Genomic DNA, 23,851 nt, shown 5'->3' on the forward strand with positions numbered 1-23,851 from the left:
GTCTGTTGACTTCTTGGTGGCGGACGCCTACCTTGGCAGCTAATTCAACAGATGACGAATAAATGGAGGACGGTCGTGTCGAACCGTCGCCCCGCAGGGGCCTTCGCTTTGCTCGCCGGGGTGGCCGGTGCGCTGATCGCCGTCGTGCTGGGCTTTCTCACCTTCGGCACGCAGGCCACCGTCGCGCCCGACGGACTCCCAGTCGCCGTGGCCGCGCCGCCGGGGCCGCTCCAAGCGGCCGCGAACGGGATCGCCTCCCACGGCGGCGGACAGGTCTCCTGGCGGGTGGCCTCACCCGGGGAAGGCCGGAAACTGCTGGAGGACAAGGAGGTCTACGGCGTCCTCGAACTCCCGTCGACGGTCGTGGTGTCCGGGGCGGTGAACCCGTCCGGGACGCAGATCGCGCAGCAGGTCCTGACCGGCGCGGCGCAGGCGATGGGTGGCGCGCCGAAGGTCGAGACGCTGCACCCCGCGAGCGTCGCGGGCCGGACGGCGCCGCTCGCGCTGAGCGCGCTGGCGTGGGTCGGCTGCCTGGCCGCGGGTGCCGTGCTGGTGCTGGCCGGACGGCGGATCGGCAGGGACGCGGGAGCGGGCGCGCGCTTCACGCAGATCGTTTCGGCGGGTGTGCTGGTCACCGGCGTCCTGGCCGGGTTCCTGAAACTGTGGGACTCCGCGCTTCCGCTCGGCTGGGACGTCCTCGGCTTCCTTTTCCTGGCTTCGACCGGGTTCGCCGCCCTGCAGACCGGTCTGCTGCGGCTGCTCGGCGTGCGGGCGATGGCGATCCTCGGCCCGCTGTACCTGGTCGCGCCCGCCGTCGCGGGTCAGGTGCCGGAGCTGCTGAACCCCGCTTATCGCGCGGTGCTGTGGTCCTGGACGCCGTTCCGGTTCTCCGCGGAAGGGCTCCGGAGCCTGCTGCAAGGCGTGCCCGGCGCGCCGGACGTCGCGACCGGGGTGTGGGTGCTCGCGGGGCTGCTCGCGGCGGGACTCGTGCTCGCGCTGTGGCCGGGCCGCTCAGCCCTCCAGCAGACTGAAGCGGACGCGCCGGACCGGGTTGTCCAGGTTGGTGTCCACTAGGCAGACCGACTGCCAGGTGCCCAGCGTCATCACCCCGCCGATCACCGGGATCGTCGCGAACGGCGGCAGCAGCGCGGGCAGGACGTGGTCACGGCCGTGACCGGGACTGCCGTGCTGGTGCCGCCAGCGGCCGTCGCGGGGGAGTAGTTCGTCGAGCGCGGTGAGCAGGTCTTCGTCGCTGCCCGCGCCGGTCTCCAGGATCGCCAGCCCGGACGTCGCGTGCGGGACGAAGACGTGCAGGATCCCGTCCTCGGCGTCCGCGTCGCGCAGGAAGGTCTCGGCGTCCTTGGTCAGGTCGTGCACCACGGCCACGCTGCCGGTGCGCACCTCGATCTCCGTGGAGTACATGCCTGTCACGGTAGTGCCCCGAAGCGCGCGACGTAGTGCCAGACGCGTTTGAGGGCTTGCGGATCGAGGTGGCCGGCTTCGCCGAGGACGCGCGGATCGAGACAGCCGTCTTCGGCCAGTGCCAGGCCGAGTTCGACGAATTCCGGACCGCGGTAGGCGGGATGCCGTTCGAGTTCTTCGGTCGGCAGGCGGAAACCCGGATGCCATTCGAGCGGGCAGTCCAGCCGGAGCGCGGCCTTTTCGACGTCGGTCCCGCGGTGGCTCGGGTCGAGAACCAGGGCTTCGACGTCCGTCGCGAGGTCGACGGGGCCGTGGACGTGCGCCTCGACGTAGTCGTCGAGAAGGTCCGTGTCGCCTCGCTCGGCCAGTGCGATCAGTGCGGAAACCCTGGTGCCGTAACCGAAATCCGCCGGATTCAGCACGCTGTCCGGATAGCAGAACGTCGTCCGCGCGACGGTGTGCGCGGCCATCCGGAAATGGGCCGAGCCGAATCTCGGCGCACCGCCGGTGGGACGGCGGCGGAAGTTCAAGGCGCCGTACTTCGGCCGTCCGTCGGGTGGCGCGTCGTCGTAGAAACCGCCGAACATCCGGCTTTCCCAGTGCCAACGGGCTCCGCCGGGACGCGCGGTCAGCCCGCCGTTGCTCGTCCCGGTTTCGAACTGGTTGCGGTAGAAGCCGTCCTCGGCCATCGCCGTCAGGACCGAACGTCCGTCCATTGTGGATCTGTCGGGATGGAAGTGCAGTGTCACGGGCAGGCCGGCCTCGTGCCCGCCGCGTGCTTTCGCCGCGATGTGTGTGAGGGCCCGGGTGTCCATGCCCCGAGTATCAGGCGTGCCGCCGGGCGAGGGCGACCAAATATCGGACCGGCTCGCCGGTCGGGTTGACGTAGGCGCACGGCTGCGGAGTGCCGAGCTGCAGGCAATCGCCCGCGTCGAGTTCGTGGTCGACGTCGCCCTCGCGGAAGCGCAGACGCCCGTCGAGAACCCAGATCTGGTGGTGGGTCAGCGCGTAGGTGTGCGCGGGGAAGGCGACCTCGGCTCCCGCGGGCAGGACGACCTCGACCAGTTCCAGCGGCCCGCCGAGGGACGGCGACACCGCGCGGCGCACGTATCCGGTGTCGGGGTCGGTCCAGGTCGGCTGATCGGCCGCGCGCACGAGCCGCCGGTCGCCATGCTCGGCGCGCGCGATCAGCTCGGACAAGGTCATCCCGAGCGCGGCGGAAAGCCTGCCGAGCAGGACGGCCGTCGGCTGCGCCTCGCCGCGTTCGATCTTGCCGATCATCGCCCTGGACACGCCCGACAACTCGGCGAGGGCGTTGGCCGAGAGGTTCTGGTCGACTCTCGCGGACTGGAGCGTCGCGGCGAGCGACGCGGACAAGGGATCCGACATGCTGCCCACTATAGTGGCAGCCTCGGTTACTATGGTCGCCATGGTGATCAGGGAAGCGACGGAAGCCGACGCGACGGCGTGCGCGGAGATCTACGCGCCGTATGTCACCGACACGGTGATCTCGTTCGAGACCGAGCCGCCCAACCCGGACGAGATGGCCGAGCGCATCGCCAAGGCGCAGCGAGCGCACGCGTGGCTCGTGCTCGAAGACGACGAAGGTCGCGTCGCCGGCTACGCCTACGGAGGCTCCTTCAGCGGTCGTCCGTCCTATCGCTGGTCCTGCGAGGTCAGTATCTATCTGGAACTCGGCCGCCGGAGGACCGGTGGCGGCCGCGCGCTCTATCAGGCGCTGCTGGACACGCTGGCGGCGCGCGGTTTCCGGAACTTCTGCGCGGGGATGGTGCTGCCGAACGACGCGAGCGCCGGGCTGCATCGCGCGCTGGGCTTCGAGCCGGTGGGGACCTACCGGCGGATCGGGTACAAGCACGGGGCCTGGCGGGATGTCGCTTGGGTGCAGCTTTGCCTGCCGGAGCCGGACGGGGTTCCGGTGGAGCCCCGATAACCCTCACCTTTCCCCGAACTCGCGTGCTTGCAGGCGGATCTCGCGTGCTTGGAGGCGGAACTCGCCGAACCGGCGTCATCCGCCACCAGGCACGCGAGTTCCGGCCCTGGTCACGCGAAATCCGCCTTCAAGCACGCGAGACACGCCTTCAGGACTCCAGGTACCGCAGCACGGCGAGAACCCGCCGGTTGTCCCCTTCGGACTGAGGCAGCTCCAGCTTCCCGAAGATGCTCGACACGTACTTCTCCACCGAGCCCGCCGAAAGGAACAACGCCGACGCGATGGCCGAGTTCGACCGCCCCTCGGCCATCAGGCCCAGCACCTCCCGCTCCCGCGGCGTCAGCCCGGCGAGCGCGTCCGTCTTCCGGGTGGCGGTGAACAGCTGGCTGACCACTTCCGGGTCGAGCACGGTCTCACCGTCGGCGACCCGCCGGAGCGCGTCGAGGAAGTCCGACACCTCCGCGACGCGGTCCTTCAGCAGGTAGCCGACGCCGCCCGCGCGGTCCGCCAGGAGTTCCGTCGCGTACTGCGTCTCGACGTATTGCGAGAACAGCAGGATCGCGCAGCCGGGGACTTCCGCGCGCAGCGCGATCGACGCGCGCAGGCCTTCGTCGGTGTGCGTCGGCGGCATCCGGATGTCCACAATGGACACGTCCGGCCGGTGTTCGCGCACCGCCGCGCACAGGCTGTCGCCGTCGGCGACGGCCGCGACGACCTCGTGCCCCCGAAGGTTCAGCAGTTCGACGAGCCCCGCCCGGAGGATGGCCGAATCCTCCGCGATCACGACGCGCACGCCGCCCCCCAAGTCCCTATTTCCGCACTGGTATTTCCGCGCTGATCACCGTAGGCCCTCCCGGAGGACTGTCGATGTCGAGCCCGCCGTCCACCGTCGCGAGCCGCTCGGCGATCCCGGCGAGCCCGCCGCCGCGTTCCGGCCGGGCCCCGCCTTCACCGCCGTCGCGCACGACGAGCCGCAAGGCGTCACCGACGATACCCACCTCGACCTCGATCGCGGCGGAAGTGTGCTTCGCGGCATTGGTCAGCAGTTCGGCGACGGTGAAGTAGGCGATGGTCTCGATCGACGGCGAAGGCCTGCTCGGCAGGTCCACGGTGATCCGGGCATCGATGCCGGAGCCCGCGGCCAATGTGGACAGTGCGACGTCGAGACCGGCGTCGAGCGCGGCGGGGTGGATGCCGCGGGCGAGGTCGCGCAATTCGACCAGCGCCTGTTTCGCGTTGGCGTGTGCGGCGGTGACCAGGGCGCTGACCTGCTCGATGTCGCCGCCGCCGGACAGTTCGTCCTTCGCGATGCCGAGCTTCATCGCCAGCGCGACCAGCTGCGCCTGCGCGCCGTCGTGCAGGTCCCGTTCGATCCGGCGCAGCTGCCGCGTCGCGTCGTCGACGGCGGTCGCCCGGCTGCGTTCGAGGTCGCGCACGCGCTGGGAGAGGTCTTCGGCGCCGAGGACCCCGCGCACCAGCAGCCGGTCGAGCGCGGTCAGGCCGTGCACCACCCACGGCATCGCCAGCAGCACGGCCAGCCCGGTGAGGGCGAGCGGCAGGGTGAGGGCCCAGGCGTCGACGTGGAGGTCGAACGTCGGCATGGCCTGCCCGTTCAGGGTGAACCAGAAGAACGGGTAGGTCAGCGTGCTCCCGGCGTACACGAACAGGGTCACGACCAGGAAGAACTCGATCAACGACAGGGGCAGCCGGATCAGCAGGTAGGCGATCGACCGCCAGCCGATCGGGTCCCCGATCTTGCTCTTGATCCCGTTCCACAGCCCCGGCCGCAGCTCGGTCCGGGTGGGCCGGGTGACCGTCGTCCCGAGCAGGGCACGCGCCAGGCCGATGTGCGCGACGCCGATCAGCCGCGCGCCCGCCAGGACGCCGATGAGCACCGGCAGCCCGATGGTCAGGAGGCTCAGGGCGGTCCCGAAGAGGAGCCCGAAGACGACGAGGATGACGAGCACCAGCGTCAGCGGCGCGCCGATGATCACCCACGCCAGCTCCGCCCAGTACGCGCGGTTCAGCTGCGAGCCGAGGACGCGCCCAGGGAGGGCGTAGCGGGTGATCACGGCTTCAGCTTGCCGTGGCCACCCGCCTCACGCCCATCCAGGTTTCCCTAGTCTTCGCGGGTTTCGTCCGCCTGCGCCCGCTGGGACGCCTCGCGCATCTCGATGACGTCCGTGAGCCAGTCGCCGGTCTCGCGGGCGATGTCCCGGATCGCGCCGGTGATGATCGTCGCGATGTTGCCGATGTGCGTGGCCGCGGACTCGGTGACCTCTTGGACCACGTCCTTGGTGCTTTCGAACTGACCGACCATGTCAGACACCTTAAGCCGCTCGGAGGGTCTTGTCGCTCTCCACGGTAGCCGGAGTGCGGGGCTCGCCGTTCCACGGCAGGGCCAGTTTCACGATCTTCTTCGCCACCGAGAACAGCTGCTTGCGCAGGGGACCGGTGTTGTACGGCAGGCCGTACTTCTCGCAGATCGCCCGCACCTCGCCCGCGATCTCCGGGTAGCGCCGTGCCGGGATGTCCGGGAACAGGTGGTGCTCGATCTGGTGCGAGAGGTTCCCGGTCATGACGTGGAAGAGCTTGCCGCCGGTGATGTTCGCCGAGCCGAGGATCTGCCGCAGGTACCACTGGCCCCGCGACTCGTTCTCGGTCTCCTCTTCGGTGAAGCTCTCGACGTCGGCGGGGAAGTGCCCGCAGAAGATGATCGAGAACGCCCACAGGTTGCGGGTCAGGTTCGCGGTGGCGTTGCCGAGGAAGGTCAGCGGCGCGAGCGGACCGGTCAGCAGCGGGAAGAGCACGTAGTCCTTGCCGACCTGGCGGCCGGCCTTGCGCACGATCTTCTTCAGCACCGGCTTGTTCTCGGCCCAGGTCCGCTCGCCCTTCGCGACCCTGTCGACCTCGAGGTCGTGCAGCATGACGCCCCACTGGAAGAACAGCGCGAGCAGCGTCGCGTACACCGGGTTGCCCAAGTAGTACGGATTCCACTTCTGCGCCGGGTCCATCCGCAGGATGCCGTAACCGATGTCGCGGTCCTTGTCGAGGATGTTCGTGTACGTGTGGTGGATGTAGTTGTGGGAGTGGCGCCAGTTCTCCGACGGCGCGACGGTGTCCCATTCGAACTTCTGCGAGCTCAGCGCCGGGTCACGCGTCCAGTCGTACTGGCCGTGCATGACGTTGTGGCCGATCTCCATGTTGTCGAGGATCTTCGCCACCGAAAGCGCGGCGACGCCGGCGACCCACGCGGGCGGGAAGAACCCGGCGAACAACAGCCCCCGGCCCGCGACCTCGAGCGCGCGCTGCGTCTTGATGACGTTGTGGATGTAGTCGACGTCGACCTGGCCGAGGTCGGCGACGATCCGCTGCCGGATCTCGTCCAGTTCACGGCCGAAGTCCTCGACTTGTTGCGGCGTCAGTTTGTCCTGCAAGCCCGTCATGGCCCGCTCCTTTCTAAGCGTTGATCTCGACGTCCCCGACCGGGACGGAGATGCAGAGCTGGATCTCTTCGTTCTCTTCGCTGGAGGTCTCGCCGGTCTTCGCGTTGCGCACGCAGCCGGAGGTCTTGATCTGGGTGCAGGAGAAGCAGATGCCCATCCGGCAGCCGTGTTCCGGGCTCAGTCCCGCGTCTTCGGCCTGCTCCAGCAGCGGTTTCCCGGAGTTCTCGAACTCGCGGCCGCTGCGCGCGAACCGAACCTGCCCTTCGGCGTTCTCGGTGTCGAAGGTGAGCGCCGGCGGCGTGAACTCCTCGGTGTGCAGGTGTGCGCCGAGTCCGTCGGCCTCGAACGCGTCGCGGACGGAATCCATCAGCGGCTTCGGTCCGCACAGGAAGGTCTCGGCGTCGGGGTACCACGGCGCGGCCTCGGCGAGGTGCTCCTTCGAGAAGAACCCGTGCAGGTCGCCGCCGGTTTTCACGTGAGTGAACGCGTGTACCACGCGCAGGCCGGGCAGGCGGCGGGCGAGGTCGGCGAGCTCGGCGCGGTAGAGCGCGTCTTCGGCGCCGTTGGAGTAGTGCAGGAAGGCGACGTCGCCCTCGTGCTTCTCGTCGGCCAGCGTGCGCAGCATCGACAGGACAGGGGTGATCCCGCTCCCGCCGCTGAGCAGCAGGATCCGCCGCGGCCTCGGCGACGGCAGGGTGAACTCACCGTCCGCAGTGGACAGTCCGAGCACGGAACCCGTGGTGATCGTGCGGTTCAGATGCCGCGAGACGAGCCCTTGGGGGTCGGCCTTGATGGTCAGTTCCAGTGTGCCGTCGTGCTCCGAACCGGCGGGCGAGTAGCAGCGGGTCCGGCGGACGCCGTCGATCTCGACGGTCACCCGCACGTACTGGCCCGCGACGTGTCCCCGCCAGGCCCGGCTCGGCCGGATGGTCAGCGTGACCGTGTCGGGCGTCTGCCGCCGGACGCCGGTGACCAGGCCGCGGATCTCGCGGCGGACCAGCATCGGATCGACGAGTTCGAGGTAGCGGTCCATTCCGTGGGGCGTGAGCAGGGCCTCGGCCAGCGAGGCCAGCCGCCTGGCCCTGCGCGGTACCAGTGCCGTCATCACTTTCTCCCAATTTCAGTGAACGCTTGTACACTCAACAGTGAAGTGGTGAAGATCCCGCTTGTCAACGCGAGAGGACGGCGATGTGACGTGGGTGATAGCGCGGAGGCGATTACGCTGTCCGTCGTGACAACAGAGCCCGTTTCCCGGCAGGAGCGCAAACAGCGCACCCGGCAGGCGCTGCTGGACGCGGCACTGGACCTGGTGGCGGAACGCGGGTTCTCCGGACTGAGCCTGCGCGAGGTGGCGAAGCAGGCCGGAATCGTGCCGACGGCGTTCTATCGCCATTTCGCCTCGATGGACGAACTCGGCGTGGCGCTCGTCGAGGAGTCGATGCGCACGCTGCGCACGATGATCCGCTCCGCGCGCACGAGGCCGTCGGCGTACAACGACATGATCCGCTCGTCCGTGCGCGTCCTGCGCGAGCACGTGCGGGCGCACGAGGACCATTTCCACTTCCTGACCAGGGAGCGCTACGGCGGCACCGGCCCGGTCCGGCAGGCGATCGGCTTCGAACTCAAGCTCTTCGTCAGCGAACTCGCCGTCGACCTCGCGCGGTTCGATTTCCTCCGCGACTGGAGCACCGAAGACCTGCACCTGCTCGCCGACCTGATCGTGACGACCATGCTCACGACGGTGCTGGAGTTGCTCGAAACACCTTCGCGTGACGACGAGATCGTGCGCACGGCCGAACGGCGGCTGCGGTTGATCTTTCTGGGGGTGCCGAACTGGCGGAGTGTTCCGTGATCGGCGAAACCCTTGCTCCGTAAGGCTGGACCCGCCGTGTCGCGAAGGTGGCTTTCGCGACACGCTCGCCGACGTGATCGGACACGTGACTCGCGTGCTTGAACGCGTGACTCGCGTGCTTCGGCGCCGCACTCGATGTTAGGCCTCTGATCACGCGAGATCCGTCTTCGATCACGCGAGTGCGGCGCCGCGTCACGGCCGCTCCGACCCGCCTTATGACATCGCGCACCTGGATCGATGGCTGGATCGATCGTGATGAGCGATGTCACGGAAAGATGCCGTCCGGATACGTTCAGCCAGGAAAGTTGTCGGCTGGACGTGGTAAACAGTGCGGGTTCGTGTGGTCCTCTCCAGCGAGGAGGTCGCCTGTGGCGGCAGAAAACGAGCAGCTCACGGTCGGTGTTGTCCGGGAGACCGGACAAGGTGAACGCCGCATCGCGCTGGTTCCGAAACTCATCGAGCGCGTCTCCGGACGCGGACTGCGGGTGGTGGTGGAGCCCGGCGCGGGCGCCGGCGCGCTGCTCGCCGACGAGACCTTCGAGCAGGCGGGCGCGGTGATCGGCGATCCGTGGGATGCCGACATCGTGGTGAAGGTGGCGCCTCCGAGCGCTGCCGAAATCGCGAAGCTCAAGCAGGGCACCATTCTCATCGGTTTCCTGAATCCACGGGGTGATCCGGAGGGGATCGCGGCACTGGAAACGGCGGGCGTGCGCGCCTTCGCCGTCGAGGCGATCCCGCGGATCTCCCGCGCGCAGGCGATGGACGCGTTGTCGTCCCAGAGCAGCGTCGCGGGTTATCGCGCGGTGTTGCTGGCCGCGGAGAAACTCACTCGCTTCTTCCCGATGCTCACCACCGCGGCCGGAACCGTGCCACCGGCGAAGGTGCTCGTGCTCGGCGCGGGTGTCGCCGGGCTCCAGGCCTTGGCGACGGCGAAACGGCTCGGTGCGCAGACCACCGGGTACGACGTCCGGCCCGAGGTCGGCGAGCAGGTGAAGTCGCTCGGCGCGAAATTCCTGGAGCTCGGCATCGAGGCGGTCGGCGAAGGCGGGTACGCCCGCGAGCTGACGGCAGAAGAGAAGGAAGAACAGCAGCTCAGGCTCACCGAGGCGATCACGAAGTTCGACGTCGTGATCACCACCGCGCTCGTCCCCGGCCGCAAGGCGCCCACCCTCGTCACCGCCGACGCGGTGAAGGGAATGCCCGCCGGTGGTGTCGTGGTCGACCTCGCCGGCGAGTCCGGCGGCAACTGCGAACTGACGAAACCGGGTGAGGAGGTCGTCGAGTACGACGTCACCATCTGCTCGCCGCTCAACCTCGCCGCGGAGATGCCCGCGCATTCCAGCGAGCTCTACGCGCGCAACGTCACCGAGTTGCTGGAACTGCTCGTCGACTCCGAAGGCAAGCTCGCGCTCGACTTCTCCGACGAGATCGTCGCCGGGGCCTGCGTGGCCGGGGCCGGCGGTGCCGAAGAAGAAGGGGGCGAGTGATGCTCGTAGGCAGCTTGGCGATCCTCGTACTCGCCGGATTCGTGGGATTCACCGTCATCTCGAAGGTGCCCAACACCCTGCACACCCCGCTCATGTCGGGGACCAACGCCATCCACGGCATCGTCCTGCTCGGCGGGCTGATCGTGCTCGGCCTCGGGGTCGACGGCGTACTGAACAAGATCCTGCTGGTGATCGCGATCGCCTTCGGCACGATCAACGTGGTCGGCGGCTTCCTCGTCACCGACCGGATGCTCTCGATGTTCAAGGCGAAGAAGCCGGAAGACGGTGGTGACAAGTGACGACCTTCATCGCCGTCCTCTACATCATTTCCTTCGCACTGTTCATCTACGGCCTGATGGGCCTGACCGGTCCGCGCACCGCGGTCCGCGGCAACTGGATCGCCGCGGTCGGCATGGGCATCGCGGTGATCGCGACGCTGCTGACGCCGGGCATGAGCAACTGGCTGCTGATCGCGCTCGGCGTCGCGATCGGCGTCGTCGTCGGCGTGCCGTCCGCGCGCAAGGTCAAGATGACCGCGATGCCGCAGATGGTGGCGCTGTTCAACGGCGTCGGCGGCGGGGCGGTGGCCTTGATCGCCTGGGTCGAGTTCCGCACCACCGAGGGTTACGCGCACGAACCGGCGTACGTCGCGATCGCGTCACTGTTCGCCGCGATCGTCGGTTCGGTGTCCTTCTGGGGTTCGAACATCGCGTTCGGGAAACTGCAGGAACTCATCTCCGGCCGCCCGATCACCCTGGGCAAACTGCAGCAGCCGGTGAACGCGCTGGTCCTGATCGCCGCGATCGTCTTCGCGGTCGTCATCGCCACCGGCGGCGACGCCGAACTGCTGATGATCGGCCTGCTGGTCGCGGCGGGCGTGCTCGGCGTGGTGGTCGTGCTGCCGATCGGCGGCGCGGACATGCCGGTCGTCATCTCGCTGCTGAACGCGCTCACCGGTCTGTCGGCCGCGGCCATGGGGCTCGCGCTCGACAACACCGCGCTGATCGTGGCGGGCATGATCGTCGGCGCCTCGGGTTCGATCCTGACGAACCTGATGGCGAAGGCGATGAACCGGTCGATCCCGGCCATCGTCGCGGGCGGGTTCGGCGGCGGCACGACGGTCGCGAGCGGCGGGTCCGGCGAGGTCCGGCCGGTCCGCAGCACCAGCGCGTCCGACACCGCGATCCAGATGGCGTACGCCAACAAGGTCGTGGTCGTACCCGGTTACGGCATGGCCGTCGCGCAGGCGCAGCACGTGGTCCGCGAGATGGCGAAGCTGCTGGAGGCGAAGGGGATCACGGTCGCGTACGCCATCCACCCGGTCGCGGGCCGGATGCCGGGGCACATGAACGTGCTCCTCGCCGAGGCGGACGTCCCGTACGAACAGCTCAAGGAGATGGACGAGATCAACTCCGAGTTCGCCCAGACCGACGTCGCGCTGGTGATCGGCGCGAACGACGTCACGAACCCGGCCGCCGAGACCGATCCGGGCTCGCCCATCTACGGGATGCCGATCCTCAAGGTGAACCACAGCCGGTCGGTGATCGTGCTCAAACGCTCGATGAGCTCGGGCTTCGCCGGCATCGACAACGAGCTCTTCTACGATGCGAAGACAAGCATGCTCTTCGGCGACGCCAAATCGTCGGTGGGCGAGATCGTGGAGGAACTCAAAGCACTGTGACCGGCCCCTCGGAAGTCGTCGCCGCGTTCGACGACCCGGCCGACAACCTCGCGTTCGACGAAGCCCTCCTGCGCGCCGCACCGGAGGCGCCGGTCCTGTGGATCTGGCGCAACACCGACAGTGTGGTCGTGGGGCGGGGGCAGAAGATCGAACGCGAGGTCAAGGCCGACGTCTGCGCGAGCGACGGCGTCCCGGTGCTGCGCCGGGCCAGTGGCGGCGGCACGGTGTTCCACGATCCCGGCAATCTCAACATCACTCTCGTCCTGCCGGGACTCGGCCTGTCCGGGGAAGCCGTCAAACCGCTCGAAGCGCTCGGGGAACTGATGACCGCGACGGTGGCCGAACTTGGGCTGCCGTCGCGGCTCGGTGATCGGGGACTGTTCGTCGGTGACGCGAAGCTGTGCGGTTTCGCCGTGTTCCGGACGAGAACGGGCTTGCTCGCGCATTCCACCTTGCTCGTTTCGACCGCGGCCGAACGCGTCGGCCGGTACCTCACTTCCGCACCCGCCGATCCCCGGCCGCTCGACTCCCACCGGAGCCCGGTCGCGTCGCTCGCCGAGCATGGCCTGCGGAAAGGTGTAGCCGAAGTCACGGCCGCGGTCCGCGTGGCGGCGGCCGCGCAACTGGGTGAACTCACCACCCGGAAGCCGTCGGCCGGGGAGCTGGAGTGGCACCGCTCGCTCCAGCGCACGAGGTACCACTACCCGGAATGGCATTCCGAGGGCGCTCAGCGCACATGACGAAAACAAAAAGGGCCCTTTCGCGAAATTCGCGAAAGGGCCCTTTTCGGTGAGTTACTTTTCGGTGGCCGAGAAAGTGACGGCGGGCACCTTGCGGGCGGCGCGCGTGGTCTTCTTCGGTTCGGCGGCCTTCTTCGCCGGAGCCTTGGCGGCGGCCTTCGGCGCTGCCTTGGCGGCGGTCGTCTTCGCGGCCGCGGCCTTCGGAGCGGCCTTCGCGGACGTCGTCTTGGCGGCCGCCTTCGGTGCCGCCTTGGCCGGGGTCTTCGCCGCGGCGGCGGCCTTGGCGCGACCGGCCGGAGCCTTCGCGGTGGTGGTCTTCGCCGCCGCGCCGCGGGTCGACTTCGCCTTGGCAGCGGTGGCTTTCGCCGTGGTCTTGGCGGGAGCCTTCGCTTCGGTCTTGGGAGCGGCGGCCTTCTTGGCGGCGGCGGGCTTGCGGCCCGCGACACCCTTCGCGGCGGGCTTGCGGCCCGGTTTCGCGGCCGTCTTCGCCTCGGCCTTCGCGGCGGTGGCCGCGGTCTTCGGGGTCGACTTCGACACCCGCGCGCCCTTGGGGCGCTGCACCACCCGCGGCCGCAGTTTGCGTCCACCGATCCGGCGGCCGTTCTCCACATAGGCACTCAGGATTTCCCGGAGTGCGGTGGCGTTGTCGGCCGAAAGGTCGATGTCGTAAGCGATTCCGTCCAAACCGAAAGCGACCGTTTCTTCGGCAGCCTCGCCGGTCAGATCATCCAGCAAATGCACAGCAGTGTTCCTGGCCATGAAAAAACCTCCCGCGCTCGATCGTTCTACTGCGTAACCGGCACGGTGAAACCTGAACCCGCGGCTGATGACTCACGCAGCGACACGAGGATAGCGGCAGGTTGCGCGAAGCTGCGCGGTGGTGTGCGCTGAATGCATGTCAGCACAGACTTTTGACGTGATCGTGATCGGAGGCGGCCCCGTCGGCGAGGTCGCCGCCGAGCGGGCGGCACGCGGCGGACTTCGGGTCGCCCTCGTCGAACACGAACGCTTCGGCGGCGAATGTTCTTACTGGGCCTGCATTCCGAGCAAGGCGCTGCTGCGGCCGGGGAACCTCCTCGCCGCCGCCAAACGCGTTCCCGGTGTCCCGGTCGGTGACGCGGTCGACCCGGCCGCGGTGTTCGCGCGCCGGGACTGGTTCACCGGCAAGGGAGATGACAGCGGACAGGTCAAGTGGGCCGAAGGCGTCGGGATCGTCCCGATCCGCGGGCACGGCCGGATCACCGGTGAGCGGGAGGTGACGGTCGACGGCGGAGACGTGCTGACCGCGCGGCAAGCCGTGATCGTCGCCACCGGCAGCGTCCCGCGGACGCCGTCGATCCCCGGACTGGACACCGTTTCCCCCTGGGGATCCCGGGAGGCGACCTCGGCGGAAGCGGTGCCGGGCCGTCTCGGCGTGCTCGGCGGCGGTGTCGTCGGCGTCGAAATGGCCCAGGCTTTCGCGACACTCGGCGCCGAAGTCCACTTGATCATCTCGGGCGAACGTCCCTTGCCCCGGCTGCCGGACTTCGCGGGCGACGCCGTCATCGCGGGACTCCGCGAAGCCGGGGTCACCGTGCACACCGGATCGGGTCTCGACTCCGTGTCCGCTGTGGACGGTGGTAAGGAATTGTCCCTGAAGGGTGGTGACCGGTTGATCGTCGACGAACTGCTCGTCGCCACCGGCCGCCGTCCCGCGACCGACGGACTCGGCGTGGAGACGCTCGGGCTCGAAGCGGGCAAGCCGCTCACGACGGACGACAACGGCCGCGTGTCCGCTGTGGACGGTGACTGGCTGTTCGCAGTCGGGGACGTCACCGGCCGGGCACCGCTGACCCATCAGGGCAAGTACGCCGCCCGCGTCACCGGGGACGCGGTGGCCGCACAGGCGGCGGGCGAGCCGGTCGACTCCTCCGCGTGGAGCGCGCACAGCGCCACCGCCGATCACCACGCCATCCCGCAGGTCGTCTTCACCGACCCGGAGGTCGCTTCGGTCGGGCTCGCCGGACCGGAGGAGGGCAAGCCGCATCGCGTCGTCGACATCGACATCGCGGTCGCCGGTTCGTCACTGCACGCGGACGGTTACGCGGGCAAGGCGCGAATCGTCGTCGACACCGAACGCGGTGTGCTGGTCGGCGCGACCTTCGTCGGGCAGGACGTGTCCGAACTGCTGCACTCGGCGACGATCGCGATCGTGGGGGAAGTCCCGCTGTCGCGCCTGTGGCACGCGGTCCCGTCGTTCCCCACGATCAGCGAAGTATGGCTGCGCCTCTTGGAGGCGTACGGCCTTTAGGTCGTGTCCTGCGAGCCCTGTTCGCGGTCTTCGCGCCCAGGTGGTCCCTGACGGCACGGGCGGATGCGGCCGAGTACAACCCGGTACGAGGCCGATCCGCCCGCACCGTCAGGGAGCCACCTGGATCACGAAGCCCATCGAACAGACTCACAGGACACGACCTAACCGTTCACAGGGAGTTCGAGGGCGGCCTTCGCGGCGCGAACCAGGCCGGGATCGTCCGGAGTGGACGGTCCCGGCACCCACACCACCTGGATCAGCCGGACCGCCTTCCCGTCCAGGCTGCTCTGGTAGGCGGCGCCCTCGAACACCGGGACGTCGCCCTGCCACTGATTGGTCTCGGTGGCGACGTCGAGGATGCCGCCACCGCCGGGATTGTCGGCCGCGGCCTTGAACGCCGTCGCCTGCTCGGTGTTCGGGAACTCCACGACGGCGATCGTGACCGCGGCGGCCCGGCCGTCGACGGAACTGGCGAAGCTGGCCCGTTTCACGGCGGAACAACTCGTCTGCTGAAGGCTTGATTGGACATCGCCGTACGCGTGCGACGCGCATTTCTGGTCCGCGGCCGACGCCCGCGAGGTGAATTGGATGTTCTCCACCGCGCTGCTGCTCGGCGGCGGGGGACTGGTGGCCGGGGTCGGCGGCGGGGGAGACTGCGTGGAAGCGGTGTCGTCCCCGCCCGAGGCCACGCTGATGGCGGCGATCAGCAGCACGACGAGCAGACCGATCGCGGCGAGCGGGAGCCACTTCACCGTCTTGGACTGATGAGGCTTCTTCGGGGCAGACTCGGCGGGAGCGGGAGTGGGTGCCGCGGCGGCAGTGGCCGCTGGGGGCTGTGCCTGCCGGACCGGGGGAGCGGGTTTCGCGGCGACGGCCTGCCGAGGGGGCTGAGCCGGGGGCGCGGGCCGGGCGGGCGGCGCGGACTGCACGGGCTTGGCGGGTTCGACCGGAGGCGCGGGCGGAGCGGCGGGTTTCGCCGGTCTCTTCCCCTTTCCCGGATGCTGCACCGGAACCGTCGGGGCGATCGCGACGAGCGGGTTCTCGCGGACCACGGTCGGCTCGTCGTCGGAATAGGCGCTGAACCCTTCCCCGAGCAACATCTCCTCGGGCATCGGCGGCGCGTCCGGGGCGAGCGCGGCGATCAGGTCCCGCGCCTGCTGGACCGAGCGGGGACGGGCCGCGGTGGCCAGCGAGACCGTCGCGGCGAGCATCGTCGTCGCCGTCGGGTAGAGGACGCGGACCGAGCCGGCAAGGTCCGCGGGCGGCTGATCGACCGTCTCCACGTAGGGACCGACGGCGATGATCGTGCCGATCGGCCCGGCGCCGGGGGCGACGTCCGCGATCTTGTGCGTGCACGCGGCGGACAGCGAGAGCGCGTCGGTGGCCGGGTTGATCGAGGTGTCCCCGTGGACCAGCGGCCAGCCGTCGGCCTTCCACGGCCCGCCGAGCGGCGCCTCGAGTTTCAGCGCCGGGTCCGGCAGGTCGACGCCGATCACGATGAGGACGCCCTTCGGCATGACGACGACGGCTTCGACCGGCCGTCCCTCGACCGGGCTGGCGCCGACCAGGGCGATCCCGCCCACGACGTTGCTGCCCCGGCCGAGTGAAGCCAGCGCGGCGCGGACGTCCTCGGCCACCCGGGACGGCTGCTGAGCGAGGCGAACGAGTCGCACCGAACCCCTCCCCATCTCGTCGGTCTCGCTGCACAAAGTAGCGCCTCCATCCGGACTAACGGGAAGACACGTCGCAGGTAGGCGCGGTGATGTTGCTCCGAGAAGTTGTCATCGGCGTGAGCGCCGTCACTCACTCGGGTATTACTCGTTGGTAGGTCGCAGCTCCTTTGTCCCCTGTCACCAGGAGAAACGTCATGGCCGTATCTCGCCCTTGGCGTCGACGCGCCGCGCTCGTCGTCGCCCTGCTCGCCGTCCCGGTCGCGGGGATGGTCCCCGCGCAGGCCGCGGGACCGCTCGCACCTGTCGCCCCCGGACTGTCCCGCCTGCTCTCGGCCGTCACCGGCGCCACGGGGGTGACCGCGCTCGTGCACGCCGACGATGTCGCCACCGCCGAACGCGCCGCCCGCGGAGCCGGGCTCGCGAAGATCACCTCGTTCGGCAAGATCGGCGTCGTCGCCGTCCGGGGCACCGCCGATCAGGTGCGCGCGGTCCGCGGAGCCGAAGGCGTCACCTACGTCGAAGGCAACGAGAAGCTCAAGGCCCACGGCAGCGCCGGCACCACGGCGACCCGGAGCCTGCAGACCCAGGCGCAGCTCAAGGACGCGGCCGGCACGCCGGTGGACGGCAGGGGCGTGTCCGTCGCGATCATCGACACCGGCGTGGACCCGACGCATCCGGCCTTCAAGGGCGCCGACGGCAAGACGCGGGTGGTGCGCAGCCTCAAGAGCCTCTGTCTCGACGGTACGGCGACCAACTGCATCGTCGACGTCCCGACCGTCGTCGACACCGACACCCTCTCCCTCGGCGGCCACGGCACGCACGTCACCGGGATCGCCGCCGGGAACCAGCTGACGCTGACCGACGGCACCAAGGTCGGCGGCTCGGCACCGGGCTCGAAGATCGTCTCCGTCTCGACCGGGGCGGCGCTGCTCGTACTCGGCACGGACGCGGCGCTGAACTGGGTGCTGGAGAACCACAAGGCGCCCTGCGGCGCGGGTGTCGCGGCGTCGGTGTGCCCGCCGATCAAGGTGACCAACAACTCCTACGGCCCCAGCGGTGGCGGCGTTTTCGACCCGAACTCGGCGACGGTGAAGCTGCAGCGCGCGCTCGCCGCGGAAGGCGTCGTCACGGTGTGGGCGAACGGGAACGACGGCGGCGACGGTTCGGCGAACCTTTCCAACCCGCCGGGACAGGACCAGACGCCGGGCGTGCTCTCGGTGGCGTCGTTCAACGACCAGGGGACCGGCACCCGCGACGGCACGGTGTCCGACTTCTCCTCGCGCGGCCTCCAGAGCAGCCAGTCGAGCTGGCCCGACGTTTCCGCGCCGGGGGAGAACATCCTCTCGTCCTGCCGCCCCACGCAGCCGATCTGCACTCAGGGCCTCCAGCCCAAGAACGGCCCGGGGCTGCTGGACCTGGCCACCTACAACGTGATCAGCGGGACCTCGATGGCGGCACCGCAGATCACCGGGATCGTCGCGCAGCTGTTCCAGGTCGCGCCGAACGCGAGCCCGGCGGACATCGAGGCGGCGATCAAGGGCACGGCGTACAAGTTCGCGAACGGCTCGCCGTACGTGGCGGCCGGGCCGTACACGTCGAGCTTCGACAAGGGCACCGGCCTGGTGGACACCTTCGCCGCGGCGAAGTCCCTCGGCGCCCAGGGCTGATCCGGGTCGCTCTGGCCATAAGTCCGTGGAGGCCTCCTTCCCTGCTCTCACGGTAGGGAAGGAGGCCTTCACGGACCGGACGGCACAATTGCCGTCCCCGGGGTAACCCGGGTGACGGGATCTTTTCCCCGGCCCAGCGGAAGAAGGGGGCTTTCGCAGGAGTTCCGCGTCCCAATCAGGTGCGACTTGTGGTGTTCATGTGGCCAAACAGCACAGTTGGGGTGCACAATGTGCTCACGCGTACCGGGAGGCGGCACGAGCCACCTGACCAGCAAAGCTCGCGAGGTCGTAGGGGAAGACGCCCCTCGTCGAGTAGCGGAGGTCAGCAGTGAGCACCCGTGGCAACACCCGTGGCGTGGTGTACGTCCACTCGTCGCCGTCTGCGGTGTGTCCGCACGTCGAGTGGGCTATTTCGGGCACCCTCGGTGCCCGAGTCGAGTTGAAGTGGACGGCGCAGCCCGCCAGTCCAGGACAGCTCCGCGCCGAATGTGGATGGCGTGCGCCTTCGGGCACCGGCGGAAAGCTGGCGTCCGCGCTCAAGGCGTGGCCGATGATCCGGTTCGAAGTCACCGAAGAGCCCAGTGCGGGGGTCGACGGGGAAAGGTTCTGTTTCGCTCCGGGCCTCGGCCTGTGGCACGGCAGGACCAGCGCCAACGGCGACATCGTCGTGGGCGAGGACCAGTTGCGCGCCCTCGTGAGCAAGGTCCGCACCGGTGAGTCCCTGGCGCACAAGCTCGACGAGCTCCTCGCCGCCAACTGGGACGAAGCGCTCGAACCGTACCGGCACGCCGGTGACGGCGCCCCGGTCACCTGGCTGCACCAAGTCGGGTAGACGCCGGTGAGGACGGAAGAGGCGGGCGGCTAACCTTTCAGGGTGACCGCCCAGCCTCGCCCCCTCTCTCGCCAGCGGTGGCTGATCCCCGTCCTCGTGGTCGTGATCTCCCTGACCGTCGGCGTCGGGCTGCTGGCACGCGATCTCTACCTCCGTCCGGAGGCCGCGCCCACCGAACCGCTCGTCAGTGATTCGCCGACGTCGGTCGCCCCGGGGGCGCAGCCCGGCTCGCAGGCCGTCGAGGTGACGCCCGACGTCTTCGCGCATCCTCAGTACCAGAACGTCCGGCAGGTGCTGCAGGGATATTTCGACTCCATCAACGATCGCGACTATCCGAAGTGGACTTCGGTGGTCAGCCGCGAACGGGCCAAGACCAAGACCCCGGCCGAGTGGAAGAAGGACTATCAGTCCACTCGGGACGGCAGCATCCTCGTCTACCGCATCGAGCCCGGCGCGCCGAACACGCTCCGGGTGCTCGTCGCCTTCACCAGCACCCAGGACGTCGAAGACGCCCCGGTGTATCTGCCGGAGGCGTGCATCCGCTGGCGGCTGGTGCTGCCGCTGCGGCTGGAGAGCGGTTCCTGGCGCGTAGACACCACCGACGGCGGTACGAACCCCGAACACGAAAGATGCTGAAGTAAGGGGCGACATGGTCCCCCAGGCTGACGCGGGCGTGAGCCGGGGCCGAATAGAGTCGCGGGCATGGCAATTGACCAGCCGGCCGTGCTGACCGACGCCTCGAGGGGGCTCAGCAGCGAAGAGGTCGCCCAGCGGGTGGCCGCGGGCCAGACCAACACGGTCTCGACGAAGACCAGCCGGACCACCGGCGAGATCATCCGCGCGAACGTCTTCACCCGGATCAACGCGATCTACGGGGTGCTGTTCCTGCTCATCCTGTCGACGGGGTACTTCATCGACGGGTTGTTCGGCGGTCTGATCATCGTCAACAGCGCGGTCGGCATCATCCAGGAACTCCGGGCGAAACGGACCCTGGAGCGGCTCGCCATCGTCGGACAGGCGAAACCGACCGTCCGCCGTGACGGGAAGAGCGCCGAGATCGCCCCGGAAGACGTCGTGCTCGGGGACCTCGTCGAGCTGGGGCCCGGCGACAAGATCGTCGTCGACGGGCCGGCGCTGACCGCCGACGCGCTGGAGGTCGACGAGTCGCTGCTGACCGGGGAATCCGATCCGGTGGTCAAGCAGCCCGGCGACAAGGTGCTTTCCGGCAGCTTCGTCGTCGCGGGCAGCGGCACCTACCGCGCGGACGTCATCGGCGACGAGTCCTACGCGGCGAAACTGGCCGCGGAGGCCAGCAAGTTCACCCTGGTGAAGTCGGAGCTGCGGCAGGGCATCGACAAGATCCTCAAGTTCATCACCTACCTGCTCATCCCGGCGGGCGCGCTGACCATCTACAACCAGCTCGCGGGCGACCAGGCGTGGCCGGACGCGCTGCGCGGCATGGTCGCGGCGCTCGTGCCGATGGTGCCCGAGGGCCTGGTGCTGATGACCAGCGTCGCGCTCGCGGTCGGCGTCATCCGGCTGGGCAAGCGCCAGTGCCTCGTGCAGGAACTCCCGGCGATCGAAGGCCTCGCCCGGGTCGACGTGGTGTGCGCGGACAAGACCGGCACGCTCACCGAGAACGCGATGCGGCTCTCCGAGGTCCGGGAGATCACGCCGGGCCACCCGGTGGACGACGTGCTGGCCGCGCTCGCCGCCGCGGATCCCCGCCCGAACGCGAGCCTGCAGGCGATCGCCGAGGCTTACCCGACCGATCCGGGCTGGCGGGTCACCACGACCATGCCGTTCTCTTCGGCGCGCAAGTGGAGCGGCGCGTCGTTCGGCGCAGACGGCGACTGGGTGCTCGGCGCGGCCGACGTCCTGCTGCCCGAGGGAGAGCACCGGGCGGAGGCCGAGAAGATCGGCTCACGCGGTCTGCGCGTCCTGCTGCTGGGCCGGGCCGAGCGGGCCGTCGACGCGGCGGAGGGCCCCGGCGACGTCCAGCCGGTCGCGCTCGTGGTGCTGGAGCAGAAGGTCCGTCCCGACGCGAAGGACACTTTGGACTTCTTCGCGCACCAGGACGTCGCGGTCAAGGTCATCTCCGGCGACAACGCCATCTCCGTGGGCGCGGTCGCGGGCACCCTCGACCTGCCGGGCGCGGACAAGCCCGTCGACGCGCGGAAACTGCCGGAGGACGCCGAGAAGCTGGCCGACACCGTGGAGGAGCGCGCCGTCTTCGGCCGCGTGACGCCGCTGCAGAAACGCGCGATGGTCGGCGCGCTGCAGTCGAAGGGCCACACCGTCGCGATGACCGGGGACGGCGTGAACGACGTCCTCGCGCTGAAGGACGCGGACATCGGCGTCGCCATGGGCGCCGGCAGCCCGGCCACCCGCGCGGTCGCGCAGATCGTGCTGCTGGACGACAAGTTCGCCACCCTGCCGCACGTCGTCGCCGAGGGGCGGCGGGTGATCGGCAACATCGAACGCGTCTCGAACCTGTTCCTCACCAAGACGGTCTACTCGGTACTGCTGGCGCTGATGGTCGGCATCGCGCAGGTGCCGTTCCCGTTCCTGCCGCGGCACATCACGATCACCGCCTGGTTCACGATCGGCCTGCCCGCCTTCGTGCTCTCGCTGGCGCCGAACAACGAACGCGCCCGCACCGGCTTCGTCGGCAGGGTGATGCGGATGGCCGTGCCCGCCGGACTGGTCATCGCCACGGCGACCTTCGTGAGCTACCTGCTGGTGTACAAGGGATCCGGGCAGTCCGAACTGGACAAGATCCAGGCGGGGACGACCGCGCTGATCACGCTCATCACGATCGCGCTGTGGGTGCTCGGGATCGTCGCGCGGCCGTACCGGTGGTGGAAGATCCTGCTGATCGGCGGGATGGTCGTGCTGACGCTCGCGCTGTTCCTGATCCCGTTCACGCAGAAGTTCTTCGCGCTGGACCCGAGCGTGAGCGCGTACACGCTTTCGGCGTTCGCCTGTGCCGCTGTCGGGATCGTGCTGGTGGAGGCGGCCTGGTGGATCGGGCGGCATCTGGTGAAGCGCTCGGAGGCCTGACCCACTCCGGTTCTGCAATGAAGGGGCCTTTCATAGCAAAATTTGCTATGAAAGGCCCCTTCATTGCAGCTCATGGACCGCCCACGCCCCGGCCCGAAATACGTGAAGGCCCCCTTCGCCGCGTCTAACGCAGTGAAGGGGGCCTTCACGTACTTACGAACGAAACGAACAGCCTCAGGCCGCCGGAGTGAACAGCAGCGCCGTGTTGTGCCCGCCGAAACCGAACGAGTTGCTGATCGCCGCGCCCAGCTCGACCTTGCGCGCCTCACCGGAGACGACGTCGAGCTGCACCTTCGGGTCCAGGTCCTCGAGGTTCAGCGTCGCCGGGATCAGGCCGTGGTAGATCGCCAGGATCGTGGCGATGCCCTCGACCGCGCCCGCACCGCCGACCAGGTGGCCGAGCGCGCCCTTGGGAGCGGTCACCACGACGTGCTCACCGACGGCGTTGCGGATCGCCGCGGCCTCGCCGACGTCGCCGACGACCGTCGAGGTCGCGTGCGCGTTGACGTGGCCGACGTCGGCCGGGGAGACCCCGGCCATCGTCATCGCCTGCCGCATGGCGGCGATCTGGCCGACGCCCTCCGGGTGGTTGCCCGTGATGTGGTAGGCGTCCGAGGTGATCCCGTACCCGCTCAGCTGCGCGTAGATCCGCGCGTTGCGGGCCTTGGCGCGGTCCGCCCGCTCCAGGATCACGACACCGGAGCCCTCGCCGAGGACGAAACCGTCACGGTTCACGTCGAACGGCCTGGACGCCTTCGTCGGGTCGTCGTTGCGGGTGGAGACCGTCCGCGCCTGGGCGAAGCCGGCGAGGGTGATCGGGTGGATGCACGATTCGGCCCCACCGGCGACCACGACGTCGGCGCGGCCCGAGCGGATCATCTCGTAGCCGGCGGCGATGCCTTCCGCGCCCGACGCGCAGGCCGACGCGGGCGAGTGCACACCGGCACGCGCTTTCAGGTCGATCCCGACGTGCGCGGCGGGACCGTTCGGCATCAGCATCGGCACGGTCAGCGGGGAGACCTTGCGGAGTCCCTGCTTGTGCAGAAGGTCGTTCTGGGAGATCAGGGTGACCGGACCGCCGACACCGGTACCGATGGTCACCCCGAGGCGCTCGGGTTCCACATCCTGATGCTCGTCGGTCGGCTGCTCGAAACCCGCGTCCGCCCAAGCCTGGCGGGCGGCGATGATCGCCACCTGCTCACAGCGGTCCAGCCGCCGGGCCTGGACCCGCGGCAGGACTTCGGACGGGTCTACGGCGAGCATGGCGCCGATCTTCACCGGCAGCTCGAGTTCGTCGACCCAGTCGGCTTCGATGCGGCGGATCCCGCTCGCCCCGGCGAGCAGTCCGTCCCACGTGGACGCGACGTCCCCGCCGAGCGGCGTGGTCGCGCCCATCCCGGTGATCACGACGTCGATGTTGCTCATTGGAGTCTCCCCAAGGTCGGCGCCAATCAAGAAGTCGGACTTACTTGGAGTTGGCCGACACGTAGTTCACCGCGTCGCCAACGGTCTTCAGGTTCGCCAGCTCGTCGTCCGGGATCTTGACGCCGAACTTGTCCTCGGCCTGAACAGCGATCTCCACCATGGACAGCGAGTCGATGTCGAGGTCGTCCACGAAGGACTTCTCGGCGGTCACGTCGTCCTGCGCCACACCGGCGACCTCTTCGACGATCTCGGCGAGGCCGGCGAGGATCTCTGCGTTGTCTGCCACTGGTTGTTCCCTTCTCGGTGATGCTTTCGGCTGCCT

General features: G+C 69.1%; 24 protein-coding genes. 12 read left to right on the top strand and 12 right to left on the bottom strand.

Features of this window, described 5'->3' with window-relative positions; translation table 11 throughout:
* Positions 1–51 precede the first annotated feature (51 nt).
* Complete coding sequence (locus IE302_RS33900; RefSeq protein ID WP_191258525.1) at positions 52–1,074, top strand: YhgE/Pip domain-containing protein; 1,023 nt, start codon at positions 52–54, stop codon at positions 1,072–1,074.
* Here IE302_RS33900 and IE302_RS33905 read toward each other — a convergent pair.
* Genes IE302_RS33905 through IE302_RS33915 form a run of 3 tightly spaced genes read right to left on the bottom strand, consistent with a single transcriptional unit; the run spans position 1,012 to position 2,811 of the window.
* Positions 1,012–1,422 (bottom strand): secondary thiamine-phosphate synthase enzyme YjbQ, encoded by a 411-nt coding sequence (locus tag IE302_RS33905; RefSeq protein ID WP_039916714.1) that lies wholly within the window; start codon positions 1,420–1,422, stop codon positions 1,012–1,014. The genes IE302_RS33900 and IE302_RS33905 overlap by 63 nt on opposite strands.
* Before the next feature lie 5 nt (positions 1,423–1,427).
* Positions 1,428–2,237, bottom strand: a complete 810-nt coding sequence (locus IE302_RS33910) for a DUF3626 domain-containing protein (protein ID WP_191258526.1) — start codon at positions 2,235–2,237, stop codon at positions 1,428–1,430.
* Between the two features lie 10 nt (positions 2,238–2,247).
* Positions 2,248–2,811: a helix-turn-helix domain-containing protein gene (locus IE302_RS33915; RefSeq protein WP_191258527.1), complete on the bottom strand. Its 564-nt coding sequence runs from the start codon at positions 2,809–2,811 to the stop codon at positions 2,248–2,250.
* Between the two features lie 31 nt (positions 2,812–2,842).
* Here IE302_RS33915 and IE302_RS33920 point away from each other — a divergent pair, with 31 nt between their 5' ends.
* On the top strand, positions 2,843–3,373 hold the full coding sequence (locus IE302_RS33920) for a GNAT family N-acetyltransferase (protein WP_191258528.1): 531 nt from the start codon (positions 2,843–2,845) through the stop codon (positions 3,371–3,373).
* 148 nt (positions 3,374–3,521) lie between these two features.
* Here IE302_RS33920 and IE302_RS33925 read toward each other — a convergent pair whose 3' ends face one another.
* The 5 genes from IE302_RS33925 to IE302_RS33945 are packed head-to-tail and all read right to left on the bottom strand — an operon-like array spanning position 3,522 to position 7,924.
* On the bottom strand, positions 3,522–4,166 hold the full coding sequence (locus IE302_RS33925) for a response regulator transcription factor (protein ID WP_191258529.1): 645 nt from the start codon (positions 4,164–4,166) through the stop codon (positions 3,522–3,524).
* Between the two features lie 16 nt (positions 4,167–4,182).
* Positions 4,183–5,445, bottom strand: a complete 1,263-nt coding sequence (locus IE302_RS33930) for a sensor histidine kinase (RefSeq protein ID WP_191258530.1) — start codon at positions 5,443–5,445, stop codon at positions 4,183–4,185.
* Positions 5,446–5,492: 47 nt separating this feature from the next.
* Positions 5,493–5,693, bottom strand: a complete 201-nt coding sequence (locus IE302_RS33935) for a hypothetical protein (protein WP_093934750.1) — start codon at positions 5,691–5,693, stop codon at positions 5,493–5,495.
* A gap of 10 nt (positions 5,694–5,703) precedes the next feature.
* On the bottom strand, positions 5,704–6,819 hold the full coding sequence (locus tag IE302_RS33940) for a fatty acid desaturase family protein (RefSeq protein ID WP_191258531.1): 1,116 nt from the start codon (positions 6,817–6,819) through the stop codon (positions 5,704–5,706).
* Between the two features lie 13 nt (positions 6,820–6,832).
* Positions 6,833–7,924, bottom strand: coding sequence for a ferredoxin reductase (locus tag IE302_RS33945; RefSeq protein ID WP_191258532.1), 1,092 nt, complete (start codon positions 7,922–7,924; stop codon positions 6,833–6,835).
* Between the two features lie 90 nt (positions 7,925–8,014).
* Between IE302_RS33945 and IE302_RS33950 the strand changes: the two genes are divergently transcribed.
* From IE302_RS33950 to IE302_RS33970, 5 genes are all read left to right on the top strand, one after another.
* Positions 8,015–8,671 (top strand): TetR family transcriptional regulator, encoded by a 657-nt coding sequence (locus tag IE302_RS33950; RefSeq protein WP_191258533.1) that lies wholly within the window; start codon positions 8,015–8,017, stop codon positions 8,669–8,671.
* 368 nt (positions 8,672–9,039) lie between these two features.
* Positions 9,040–10,158 carry a Re/Si-specific NAD(P)(+) transhydrogenase subunit alpha gene (locus IE302_RS33955; RefSeq protein ID WP_191258534.1) on the top strand — a complete coding sequence of 373 codons (1,119 nt, stop codon included), beginning with the start codon at positions 9,040–9,042 and terminating at the stop codon, positions 10,156–10,158.
* Positions 10,158–10,457, top strand: a complete 300-nt coding sequence (locus IE302_RS33960; RefSeq protein ID WP_007032801.1) for an NAD(P) transhydrogenase subunit alpha part 2 — start codon at positions 10,158–10,160, stop codon at positions 10,455–10,457. Before IE302_RS33955 ends, IE302_RS33960 begins: the two co-directional genes overlap by 1 nt.
* Entirely contained in the window at positions 10,454–11,839 is a 1,386-nt protein-coding gene (locus tag IE302_RS33965) for an NAD(P)(+) transhydrogenase (Re/Si-specific) subunit beta (RefSeq protein ID WP_191258535.1), read from the top strand. Before IE302_RS33960 ends, IE302_RS33965 begins: the two co-directional genes overlap by 4 nt.
* Positions 11,836–12,579, top strand: a complete 744-nt coding sequence (locus tag IE302_RS33970; protein ID WP_191258536.1) for a lipoate--protein ligase family protein — start codon at positions 11,836–11,838, stop codon at positions 12,577–12,579. Before IE302_RS33965 ends, IE302_RS33970 begins: the two co-directional genes overlap by 4 nt.
* 54 nt (positions 12,580–12,633) lie before the next feature.
* Here IE302_RS33970 and IE302_RS33975 read toward each other — a convergent pair whose 3' ends face one another.
* On the bottom strand, positions 12,634–13,338 hold the full coding sequence (locus IE302_RS33975; protein WP_191258537.1) for an Lsr2 dimerization domain-containing protein: 705 nt from the start codon (positions 13,336–13,338) through the stop codon (positions 12,634–12,636).
* Between the two features lie 157 nt (positions 13,339–13,495).
* Between IE302_RS33975 and IE302_RS33980 the strand changes: the two genes are divergently transcribed.
* A complete protein-coding gene (locus IE302_RS33980; protein ID WP_229908089.1) occupies positions 13,496–14,869 on the top strand; it encodes a dihydrolipoyl dehydrogenase family protein in 1,374 nt (457 codons plus the stop codon).
* A 161-nt stretch (positions 14,870–15,030) separates the two neighbouring features.
* On the opposite strand, the gene IE302_RS33985 is transcribed toward IE302_RS33980, so the two are convergent.
* Positions 15,031–16,542, bottom strand: a complete 1,512-nt coding sequence (locus tag IE302_RS33985; RefSeq protein ID WP_191258539.1) for a hypothetical protein — start codon at positions 16,540–16,542, stop codon at positions 15,031–15,033.
* A 194-nt stretch (positions 16,543–16,736) separates the two neighbouring features.
* Between IE302_RS33985 and IE302_RS33990 the strand changes: the two genes are divergently transcribed.
* The 4 genes from IE302_RS33990 (at position 16,737) to IE302_RS34005 (ending at position 22,104) form a co-directional block, all read left to right on the top strand.
* Positions 16,737–18,209, top strand: coding sequence for a S8 family peptidase (locus tag IE302_RS33990; RefSeq protein WP_191258540.1), 1,473 nt, complete (start codon positions 16,737–16,739; stop codon positions 18,207–18,209).
* A gap of 328 nt (positions 18,210–18,537) precedes the next feature.
* Positions 18,538–19,041 carry a DUF3145 domain-containing protein gene (locus tag IE302_RS33995; RefSeq protein ID WP_091599164.1) on the top strand — a complete coding sequence of 168 codons (504 nt, stop codon included), beginning with the start codon at positions 18,538–18,540 and terminating at the stop codon, positions 19,039–19,041.
* A 42-nt stretch (positions 19,042–19,083) separates the two neighbouring features.
* Complete coding sequence (locus tag IE302_RS34000) at positions 19,084–19,677, top strand: hypothetical protein (protein ID WP_191258541.1); 594 nt, start codon at positions 19,084–19,086, stop codon at positions 19,675–19,677.
* 66 nt (positions 19,678–19,743) lie between these two features.
* The gene (locus IE302_RS34005) at positions 19,744–22,104 is read left to right on the top strand and encodes a cation-translocating P-type ATPase (RefSeq protein WP_191258542.1); all 2,361 of its coding nucleotides are present in this window, start codon (positions 19,744–19,746) and stop codon (positions 22,102–22,104) included.
* Positions 22,105–22,278: 174 nt separating this feature from the next.
* Here IE302_RS34005 and IE302_RS34010 read toward each other — a convergent pair whose 3' ends face one another.
* Together IE302_RS34010 and IE302_RS34015 are read right to left on the bottom strand one after the other, a co-directional pair.
* Positions 22,279–23,529: a beta-ketoacyl-[acyl-carrier-protein] synthase family protein gene (locus tag IE302_RS34010; RefSeq protein WP_191258543.1), complete on the bottom strand. Its 1,251-nt coding sequence runs from the start codon at positions 23,527–23,529 to the stop codon at positions 22,279–22,281.
* Positions 23,530–23,569: 40 nt separating this feature from the next.
* Positions 23,570–23,815, bottom strand: coding sequence for an acyl carrier protein (locus IE302_RS34015; RefSeq protein WP_004559006.1), 246 nt, complete (start codon positions 23,813–23,815; stop codon positions 23,570–23,572).
* Positions 23,816–23,851 lie beyond the last annotated feature (36 nt).

Origin of the sequence: Amycolatopsis oliviviridis (genome assembly GCF_014654365.1) — a bacterium.
GTDB classification, from domain to species: Bacteria; Actinomycetota; Actinomycetes; order Mycobacteriales; family Pseudonocardiaceae; genus Amycolatopsis; species Amycolatopsis oliviviridis.

What these genes read in the sequence shown, in the direction of transcription:
- IE302_RS33940 (WP_191258531.1), bottom strand. Translation starts at nt 6,819, where the DNA reads ATGACGGGCTTGCAGGACAAACTGACGCCGCAACAAGTCGAGGACTTC.
- IE302_RS33920 (WP_191258528.1), top strand. Translation starts at nt 2,843, where the DNA reads ATGGTCGCCATGGTGATCAGGGAAGCGACGGAAGCCGACGCGACGGCG.
- IE302_RS33935 (WP_093934750.1), bottom strand. Translation starts at nt 5,693, where the DNA reads ATGGTCGGTCAGTTCGAAAGCACCAAGGACGTGGTCCAAGAGGTCACC.
- IE302_RS33900 (WP_191258525.1), top strand. Translation starts at nt 52, where the DNA reads ATGACGAATAAATGGAGGACGGTCGTGTCGAACCGTCGCCCCGCAGGG.
- IE302_RS34010 (WP_191258543.1), bottom strand. Translation starts at nt 23,529, where the DNA reads ATGAGCAACATCGACGTCGTGATCACCGGGATGGGCGCGACCACGCCG.
- IE302_RS33960 (WP_007032801.1), top strand. Translation starts at nt 10,158, where the DNA reads ATGCTCGTAGGCAGCTTGGCGATCCTCGTACTCGCCGGATTCGTGGGA.
- IE302_RS33975 (WP_191258537.1), bottom strand. Translation starts at nt 13,338, where the DNA reads ATGGCCAGGAACACTGCTGTGCATTTGCTGGATGATCTGACCGGCGAG.
- IE302_RS33990 (WP_191258540.1), top strand. Translation starts at nt 16,737, where the DNA reads ATGGCCGTATCTCGCCCTTGGCGTCGACGCGCCGCGCTCGTCGTCGCC.
- IE302_RS33945 (WP_191258532.1), bottom strand. Translation starts at nt 7,924, where the DNA reads ATGACGGCACTGGTACCGCGCAGGGCCAGGCGGCTGGCCTCGCTGGCC.
- IE302_RS33905 (WP_039916714.1), bottom strand. Translation starts at nt 1,422, where the DNA reads ATGTACTCCACGGAGATCGAGGTGCGCACCGGCAGCGTGGCCGTGGTG.
- IE302_RS33910 (WP_191258526.1), bottom strand. Translation starts at nt 2,237, where the DNA reads ATGGACACCCGGGCCCTCACACACATCGCGGCGAAAGCACGCGGCGGG.
- IE302_RS33915 (WP_191258527.1), bottom strand. Translation starts at nt 2,811, where the DNA reads ATGTCGGATCCCTTGTCCGCGTCGCTCGCCGCGACGCTCCAGTCCGCG.
- IE302_RS34005 (WP_191258542.1), top strand. Translation starts at nt 19,744, where the DNA reads ATGGCAATTGACCAGCCGGCCGTGCTGACCGACGCCTCGAGGGGGCTC.